Source organism: Aeromonas sp. ZOR0002 (assembly GCF_963866995.1).
Taxonomy (GTDB): domain Bacteria; phylum Pseudomonadota; class Gammaproteobacteria; order Enterobacterales; family Aeromonadaceae; genus Aeromonas; species Aeromonas caviae.
Genome location: NZ_CAWMFQ010000268.1, coordinates 1 through 1,255 on the forward strand (window position 1 = coordinate 1; position 1,255 = coordinate 1,255).

General features: G+C 66.6%; 2 protein-coding genes. Both read right to left on the bottom strand.

From position 1 onward, the window contains the following. A partial coding sequence (locus tag AACR77_RS14605) for an efflux RND transporter permease subunit (protein WP_042882459.1) occupies positions 1–314 on the bottom strand: 314 nt, incomplete at its 3' end. After that, a partial coding sequence (locus tag AACR77_RS14610) for an efflux RND transporter periplasmic adaptor subunit (protein ID WP_042882460.1) occupies positions 314–1,255 on the bottom strand: 942 nt, incomplete at its 5' end. The genes AACR77_RS14605 and AACR77_RS14610, both read right to left, overlap by 1 nt.

Here is a 1,255-nt window from a genome sequence, read left to right on the forward strand (position 1 = left end):
GTGCCCTCCAGCATGTTCCAGCCGAGCTTGAACTCCACCGTGATGGAGGAGCGCCCCTTGCGGGTCACCGAGTTGATGTTCTTGATGCCGCTGATGCCGGAGAGCTGATCCTCGATGGGCTTGGTGACCTGGCTCTCCATCACCTCGGGGGCCGCCCCCTCATAGGTGGTGGTGATGGAGACGGACGGGGTCTGCACATCCGGCATCTCCCGCACGGTGAGTTTGCTGAAGGCCACCAGGCCGAACACGGTGAGCAGGGCGCTGATGACCACCGCCACCAGGGGACGGCGTACTGAGATATCGGAGAGCCACATCAGCCTTTCACCTCGCCCAGATCACGTACCTGGGCGCCGTCGCGCAGATTGACCAGCCCCTCCACCGCGATGCGATCGCCGACGTTCAACCCCTTGAGCACCCAGACGGCCTCGCCATGGGTGTCGCCAAGCTCCACCGGCACCCGCTTCACCCGTCCGTCCGCCTCCAGGCGATAGACGAAGCGCTGCTCGCCGGCGTACTCCACCGACTGGGCGGGGATCAGGGTCATCTTCTGGGGTGGCAGAGAGAGATCCACGTTCATCAGCATGCCGGGACGCAGCTGGCCGCCGGTGTTGGGCAGGATGACGCGGGCCTTGATGTTCTGGGTGTCGCTGGAGATCCGGCTGTCGAGGGTCTCCAGCACGCCGGAAAAGGATTGATCCGGCCAGGCCGAGCTGGTTGCCGTCACCGCCATGCCTGGGCGCAGCAGGGAGAGGTAGCGCTCGGGCACCGCCAGATCGAGCCGCAGTTTTGCCAGCTCGTCCAGATGCAAGAGCACGTCGCCGCTGTTGACCAGGGCTCCTTCGCTGAGATCGATGAGGCTGACGGTGCCGTCGAAGGGGGCGGCCAGGGTGCGCAGGGAGAGCTCGTAACGGGCCGCATCGACCCGGGCCTGGGCCTGGGCAACAGTCGCCTCCTGCCCCTCCAGCTCCGAGGTGGTGACGGCGCCTCGCGCCACCAGCTTGCGCATGTCCCGCAGCTTGCGAGCCTCGTCGCGCACGCTGGCGCTCTGCTCGGCCAGCTCCGCCTGCTGCTTGCCCGCATCCAGGGCGATCAGGGTCTGCCCCTGTTTGACCTGCTGGCCGGAACTCACCGCGATGGTGGCAATGCGGCCGGTCACCTCGGGGCTGATGGCCACGGAGCGATTGGCCGCAAGCTTGCTCACCAGCTTGATGGAGGGCTCGGCCAGACTCTGCCTGACGGTTTCGGCCCTACTGTG